Source organism: Streptomyces sp. NPDC050743, from assembly GCF_044456925.1.
GTDB lineage: Bacteria > Actinomycetota > Actinomycetes > Streptomycetales > Streptomycetaceae > Streptomyces.
Genome location: NZ_JBITGJ010000218.1, coordinates 1 through 6364, shown reverse-complemented (window position 1 = coordinate 6364; position 6364 = coordinate 1). Strand labels below are relative to the sequence as shown.

5 protein-coding genes and 1 pseudogene are annotated in these 6364 nt (G+C 68.0%); 4 read left to right on the top strand and 2 right to left on the bottom strand.

What is annotated here, in order from left to right:
• Positions 1–157: 157 nt before the first annotated feature.
• A pseudogene (locus tag ACIBJF_RS51415) lies at positions 158–1234 on the bottom strand (sodium-dependent transporter).
• 733 nt (positions 1235–1967) lie between these two features.
• Here ACIBJF_RS51415 and ACIBJF_RS51410 point away from each other — a divergent pair.
• Together ACIBJF_RS51410 and ACIBJF_RS51405 are read left to right on the top strand one after the other, a co-directional pair.
• A complete protein-coding gene (locus tag ACIBJF_RS51410; protein ID WP_141360305.1) occupies positions 1968–2171 on the top strand; it encodes a cold-shock protein in 204 nt (67 codons plus the stop codon).
• A gap of 830 nt (positions 2172–3001) precedes the next feature.
• Positions 3002–3760, top strand: coding sequence for a DUF6928 family protein (locus ACIBJF_RS51405; protein WP_399184795.1), 759 nt, complete (start codon positions 3002–3004; stop codon positions 3758–3760).
• Positions 3761–4088: 328 nt separating this feature from the next.
• Here ACIBJF_RS51405 and ACIBJF_RS51400 read toward each other — a convergent pair whose 3' ends face one another.
• On the bottom strand, positions 4089–4259 hold the full coding sequence (locus ACIBJF_RS51400; RefSeq protein ID WP_399184794.1) for a GIY-YIG nuclease family protein: 171 nt from the start codon (positions 4257–4259) through the stop codon (positions 4089–4091).
• A gap of 2 nt (positions 4260–4261) precedes the next feature.
• Here ACIBJF_RS51400 and ACIBJF_RS51395 point away from each other — a divergent pair, with 2 nt between their 5' ends.
• Together ACIBJF_RS51395 and ACIBJF_RS51390 are read left to right on the top strand one after the other, a co-directional pair.
• Positions 4262–4756 (top strand): hypothetical protein, encoded by a 495-nt coding sequence (locus ACIBJF_RS51395; protein WP_399184793.1) that lies wholly within the window; start codon positions 4262–4264, stop codon positions 4754–4756.
• Positions 4672–5640: a SpoIIE family protein phosphatase gene (locus tag ACIBJF_RS51390; protein WP_399184792.1), complete on the top strand. Its 969-nt coding sequence runs from the start codon at positions 4672–4674 to the stop codon at positions 5638–5640. Before ACIBJF_RS51395 ends, ACIBJF_RS51390 begins: the two co-directional genes overlap by 85 nt.
• Positions 5641–6364: the final 724 nt, after the last annotated feature.

The window sequence follows — 6364 nt, the reverse complement described above, 5'->3', positions numbered from 1 at the left end:
TTCCATCTCCACGCTCATGCGTCCCCGCCCAGGTGGGCAGAACCCGTGTCAGACCTCACGGTCCGCATGGGATCGCTTAGCTGATTAGAGACGCTGCGACAGCTTGCGCGCACCGGTGTCCTGTGGGTCCCGGCGTCGGGCCGGGGACCGCGATGTTCTAGGCAATAGAACGCAACACCGTGGAAGGCCCGACCCGTACGACTCGGTTGGCGGCTGTCTTCTGGAGCAGGCCGTAGGCGAGGACCGGGAGCAGTAGGTGTGGTTTGTCCGGGAGCACGGCGGTGATCAGTACGGCGCTGGTGCTGCTGTTGTTCATGCCGCAGGCGAGGGTGAGCGAGGAAGCGGCGGGCGGGTCCAGCCGCAGCAGCCGCGCTGCGCAGCGGCCGAGCACGAACGACAGCTGGCAGACCAGTGCCGCCACGACCAGCGCGGCGCCCAGCAGCAGCGGGCGTGGCCTAGCGACGAAGGAGCCGAGGGCGCCGCTGGCGTTGACGTACGTCAGGACCAGCGAGCCGGCCAGGGCCGCAGGCACGACTGCGCCCAGCGCCCGGCTGAGCAACGACGCGGGCAGGGCGAGCCGGACCAGGATGCCCGCCGCGCAGGGCAGCACCACACCGACGAAGGTGAAGCCACCGCCCGCAGTGTGGATACTCGCGGCGAGCGAGCTGGCGTAGCCGCCACTGAGCAGCGGAGACAGCAGCTCGATCACCAGAGGTGTGGTGAGTGGGCTGATGAGGGTAGAGGCGAGGACCAGGCCGACCATGGTCGGCTGGTCGCCGTCGCCCTTGCCGGTTCACACCGTGGCGCCAGCCGCCACGGGCATCGCCACGATCAGGATCATCGCGGTGACCAGGCCGCTGCCGCCGTCGGTGTCGGGCGAGGCGTGCAGCAGGACCGCGACGAGCGGGATGACCAGCAACGGGATCGCCAGGTGCAGCGCAAGCCCGGCGAGCAGTGCACTCGGGCGCCGCAGGACTCGGACCAGATCACGGACGGGGACTTGGAGTCCGGATGAGAACAGCACCAGCCACAGCAGGCATGGTGCGGTGGACACCGGCAGTCGGATCAGCGGTCCGAGCGGCAGTGCGTGGGGGTGGCGCAGCCACAGGCCGGGGCCCGGCACGAGCAGGGCTGCGGCGTAGGACAGGACGACGGCCCGGCCCAGACTGCGCCGCAGCCAGGCGCTCGCGCGGTCAGTGGGCGCCGGGCTGGCGGTCGGAACGGGTGCGTGCATGGCGGTCTTCTTCCGTCGCGGGGGCAGGGGCGGGACGGAGGACCGCTATGCGGAGACCATATGCGTGCGTGTGCATGGAGCCATGGTGCGCGCACGGGACGGGCGGGGCGGGTGATCCACGGCGGCAGTCAGGATGTGTTCAGGCACCCGGTGCCGCGCTCGGACGGCCCACAGACGGCCCACAGACGGCCCCAGAGATGCCCCGGGGCCGCTAGTGGTTCCCGTTGTGTGACCCCCTCGATGCGAACTATGGGCGTGACGGTCGTTGAGGTCTCCTGGGTACGTCAGCCGGTCGCCTGGGGCCTGTGGCGGTCAGGCGTAGGTGCAGAGGTTGCTGTACTTCGCTGCTGTACAGCACTGTCGCGCGACCGCTTTGGATCGGTTTCGGCTGAGAAGACAGCAAGGCGAAGGGCTGGATCCTCGTCCGCGAGGCTGCAGACGGAATGATGGTCGTCGATCTCACCGGCCGGCGTGGAAGGCCGTCCGCAGCCGCCGCGACGTCGGCCGATAACGGCCGTGGTGACGCTAGAGATTCGCCTACGCGATCCCATAAGGCCTGTGATCTTCGGCCTCGCCCGGTGTAGCGTCGGTACAAGTAGTCGTGGTTCCGAAGTCCGTTCGCCCGTGACACACGTCTCGGGCGTCCTTGCTGTTCAGCGCCTCTCCGGACCAAGGCGATCACCTCCGGATCCCGCACGGTGCGGGATTCCGAATTTCCTTGAGGGAGACAGACATGGCCAGCGGCACCGTCAAGTGGTTCAACGCTGAAAAGGGCTTCGGTTTCATCGAGCAGGACGGCGGCGGCCCCGACGTCTTCGCCCACTACTCGAACATCGACGCCTCCGGCTTCCGCTCCCTGGAAGAGGGCCAGCGGGTCACGTTCGATGTCGGGCAGGGGCAGAAGGGCCCGCAGGCGGAGCACATCCGCCCCGAGTAACAACGCATAGAGAGACCCCGGCCGGATGGTTACCGGCCGGGGTCTCTTGCTGCCAGGGTGAAAGGGGGACAAGCCGGTGCACACCCCCGGCAGTGATCCGCCGCCCCGAACCCGCAAAGCCACAAGGGGACGTCGACCTGCTCCCCTACGGCGAGCACGTTCGCAGGCAGAGAGGTCTGGTGGGCTGGTCAGCCCGCCATCGACGGCTTCTGACAGTCAGCCGCGATTGCGGTGTGCTGTACTCCGCTGCTGTACGGCAACGGCTCCGGAGTGAATGCGTAGATCGCCCCTCATAGCTCTCTGACCTGCGGCGGAGTGTGTCGGAGGGCATCTGCGACCCGGAGTGTGTCGGAGGTGTGTCGGAAGCTGCGACCGGACCGGGCGTCTGTGGTGTGGGATCCGTGCTTCGATGTGCAGTGCCTCTGGTGCCGCACCCGGCGGGACTCGGCGGGACAGGCGCTTAGAAGATGCGGGCACGCCGTGGTGGGGCGGTCGAATCGTCCCGTGCCGCTCCCGTGCCGGGCCGCCGAGCGCTGCTGCCGTCCGCCGTCGTTGCCGTCAGCGTTGCCGTCACTGCCGTCAGGCACGCCGTGTGTGGGCCTGACATGCCGGTCTACTGATCACCGGTCCTGTTGATCAGCGGGACTGAGGAAGCCCACGGCTCTGACCTTGTCGGATGCCGTGGGCTTCTGTCGTTGTCGGTCGGCGTCGGGTGACTTCGCACGGCCCAGGGACGGCCCAGCCAGGCAGCTGACTGAGCCACTCCTGTTGTCAGAGCATGCGGCTATGGTGCGTTCGCCCATGGACGGCAGCGCTCTGGGGGAGGGGCTTTGGGAGCCAAGACGGGACTGCTGGTGTACTCCGACGGTGACGCGCCGGAGTTGCTGCGGCAGGTGGACGCGGCGGACCTGGACCGGACGACCGCCATGATGGGGCGGCTCTACCCGGGTTGGGAGATTGAAGAGTGTGCGGGCTCGGATCTCGGGGACGGCGTCTACCCCCCGAAGGGAACGGCGTACGCGGCCAGCTGGCCAGGCGTGGACGTCATCGGCGATCAGAGGGTGATGATCGACGCTCCCTCCCAGCTCCCGGAACACCTTGTGGCCGCAAGCGCCGGCCGACGGCTTGTCCTGCACGCGATGCACAGCGTTGTCGACTGGCTGGCGTTCGCTGTATGGGAGGACGGGCGCCTCGTCCGTTCCCTGAGCTTGTCCCCGGACAGCGGCATCATCGAGAACATCGGCGAACCGCTCCCCTTCGAAGTGCCGTACTGGGCCGGAGACCGGCCGGCCGACGTCGTTCCTTGGCCGGGGGAGGAGGAAGAGCCCTACGCTCTGCCCTTCCACCCCTTGGACCTGGGCGAGGACGCCTTGCGCGCGCTCTGCGGCTTCATTCTGGAAGGCCGTCCGCAGCCTGATGATGTCGACGCGGAGGCCATCGCGTTGTACGGATTCCACGTACGAGACCCCCAGGGGCCTGATCCTGCGCAGCAGGAAGCCGCGCTACGCAGGGCGGTTGAAGCGATGCCGCCGCCGCGCGTTTACACGCTGGGGCCCGATGGCTCGTTGATCGAGTGTGACGGTCTGTAGTTCAGCTCAGCCACAACTGATCATCGGCGGCCGTGACCTGCGGCCGCCTAGCGGATCTACGCCCTGAGCTGCTGCCGAGCTGTCGGCAGTTGTCGACGTTGGTCACCATCGAGCGCCCTTCCACGGCCCCAGGATGGCCCGGGAGGGTGCTCGTGCGTTGGGGGAGAACCCGCTGTGAGCACCGCTTTAGGAGTTCATTCGTAGCTATGTGCGCGCTGCCGCGTTGCTACTCCAAGGGCCAAAAGCAGTCCTCCTGCTACCGCCAAGCCGCCGTCGTCCGCTCTGGTTCGGCGCCGTTGATGTCAGTTGGTGATGTCAGCCGGACGCTCTATGCGCTGATGGGCATTGCTCTCGCCCGGTCGCGCGCTTTGCCACGCAGCTCCTTGAGGCGGCCGTGGAGGCCGTTGTGGCGGTGCTTGTCGAGGTTCAGCGGCAGGTCGAGCTGAGATATGAGTTCCGACTCCATGGTCCACGGCTCGTCGTGCTCCAGCCAGCACACACGTGATTGATATGCGTGCCTCATCGGGTACTCGTGGTGATGCGGGAAGGCACGAGGATGTCAGGGAGCGTGTCCCCGACCAGTCTGGCGGGCCGGTCGGGCACAGCGCGCGATTTGGCGTCAAGGGCCTGGAGCGGATCCAGGCAGGTCTGCACCAGGCCGTTCGCGCGCAGGGGCGGATGCGCCAGTTGCTGGATGCGGTGCTCACCGTCAGCAGCGCTTTGGATCTGAATGTGGTCCTGCATGCCATCGCGGACACCGCCAGGCAGCTGGTCCAGGCCCGGTATGCCGCGGTCGGTGTACTGGACGAGGAGGGGGACTTTGCCGAGCTGATCACTTCAGGTTCGGAGCGGATCAGTGCCGGGTGGCTGGGGGTGTGCTGCCGCATGGTATCGGCCCGCTCGGTGACCTGGTGCGTGACCCGCGCCCGCTGCGCGTGGACAACATGGCCAGCCATCCCCACGCGGTCGGCTTCCCTGCGGGCCATCCGGTCATGACCACCTTGCTCGGGGTGCCGATCCGGGTCCGGGAGACCGTCTACGGCAATCTGTACCTGGCTGACAAGGCGGACGGCCCGTTCACCGACGAGGACCAGGACGTCGTCACCGCGCTGGCCGGCGCTGCCGGCGTGGCCATCGAGAATGCCCGTCTGTATGAGCGGCTGCGGCTGGCGACGGAGGAGTTCCAGCGTCGCCTGCTGCCCCGGATGCCGCACTTGGAGGGCTTGGAGCTGGAAGCCCGCTACGAGCCCTCCACCGAGGCTCCCAGGATCGGCGGGGACTGGTACGACGTGATCCACCTTTCCGGGAAGGTGCCGTGCCTGATGGGCGGCGACGTGATGGGCCACGGCTTGGAGTCCGCTACCGTCATGAGCCAGATCAGCAACATGCTCCGGGTGATCGCCTTCGACCAGCGTGAGCCCCCCAGCCGCATCCTGAGCCGCCTCGACGAAGTCCTGCACGAACTGCACGGCGGCCCACTGGCCACCGTGCAGGTGGCCCGCCTGGAACCCGCGACCGACGGCGGCAGGCTGATGCGCTGGTCCTGCGCTGGCCACCTGCCGCCCCTGCTGGTCACCGCCGATCACCAGGCTCGCTATCTGCACTCCGAGGTGGGCCTGCCGCTCGGCGTCGACCCCGGCCTGCCCAGGCCCGACAACGAACACGTCCTCCCTGCGGATTCCACGGTTCTGCTACACACCGACGGGCTGGTCGAACACCCCGCCGGCACCCTGGAGGACGGTATGCGTCACGTCGCCCAGATCGCCGCCGCTCACGCCACCGAGCCGCTGCCGCACCTGTGCGACGCGCTGCTCACCCACCGCCGAAGACGGACCTTCCACGACGATGTCGCTCTCCTCGCCGCACGCGTCACGCACTGACTAGGAGGGCCCTGCGCTGCGACGCGGCTGATGAACATGAGCCCTGAGGAGTTCACCAACGGGTTCATCGTTCGATCCGCCAGTCCGGCGCGGAGGCCATAAAAGTCGCAGTCAGCCGCCCAGCTGTAGACCCTCGTCACCTCCATCGAACGCGATCAGTGGTCGAAGATGTGAAAGGCCAGGTCTCCGACCTGCGGCCGTGTAATCGATCAACGCTGCGACCTGCGACTTAGCCGTCGGTGGTTGTCAGCGTTGGTCGTCGTTGAGCACCCCCGCACGGCCCAGAGACGGCCCGGGCTCCGTGCTCTGCTGTCGCCAGCCTGGTGAACCGACCTCTTCGTCCCGAATAAGGGCAGGGTGGGTTCCCCACCTGACCTCGGAGGTGTTCATGCAGGTCAGGCCTTTGGTATGAGCTGGTCTGCCAGGGCGCCCGAGAGGCGCTGGGAGAAGATCTTCTCCCAGATTTCTCCCAGCACCGAAGCGTGGACATGTTGATGAGGGGCGCCGTGAGGTGATGGAGCTCGTCGATCTGGCCTTCAAGGGGGCGGGTGATGTGGGCTCCAGCCATCCGGCTTGGAGCGGCCGGCAGCTGCGCTTCCTGGCCCGTTGCCTCACCCGAGGCCCTGCACGACGCCCTCCGCGTCGCCGAGAGCTGCGGTCGGGGGGGGGGGGGGGGGGCGCCCCCCGCCCCGCCCCCCCCCCCCGCCCCGCCCCGGGGGGGCGC